1 protein-coding gene is annotated in these 494 nt (G+C 54.3%); it reads left to right on the forward strand.

Translation table 11 applies throughout. The features are described 5' to 3' along the window. Positions 1–494 (forward strand): Ig-like domain-containing protein (locus tag V5298_RS20860; protein WP_332933315.1); only part of this gene is annotated, 494 nt, incomplete at both ends.

The following is a 494-nucleotide window of genomic DNA, read 5'->3' on the forward strand; positions in this document are numbered from 1 at the left end:
CCTACCATTAGCGGGACCTGTGATGAAATCGGGGCGGTGATCAGTATTGAAGTCACCGACAGTGACAGCGATACCCAAACCTTTACCACCACCGTATTACCCGATGGTTCATTCACGGTGGACTTACCGGCCGATGCCGCAGAAGGCTTGCTCAATGTGGATGTGTCCGTGCTCGATGCCGCTGGCAATCTCGCCAGTGTTTCGACTTCCGGCCTTATCGATCTTACGCTCCCAATACTGAACCTGGATGCTCTGTCCAATCTCAACAGCGCCACCCCCACCATCAGCGGGACCTGTGATGAAATCGGTGCAGTGCTCAGTATCGAAGTCACTGACAGTGACAGCGATACCCAGACCTTCACCACTACGGTTTTACCAGACGGAAGCTTTACCATCGATTTACCGGCCGATGCCGCAGAAGGCTTGCTCAATGTGAATGTGTCGGTGCTCGACAGCGCTGGGAATCTGGCTTCGGTTAGCACCTCTGGCCTTAT

The organism is Alteromonas sp. 14N.309.X.WAT.G.H12, from assembly GCF_036697315.1.
Taxonomy (GTDB): domain Bacteria; phylum Pseudomonadota; class Gammaproteobacteria; order Enterobacterales; family Alteromonadaceae; genus Alteromonas.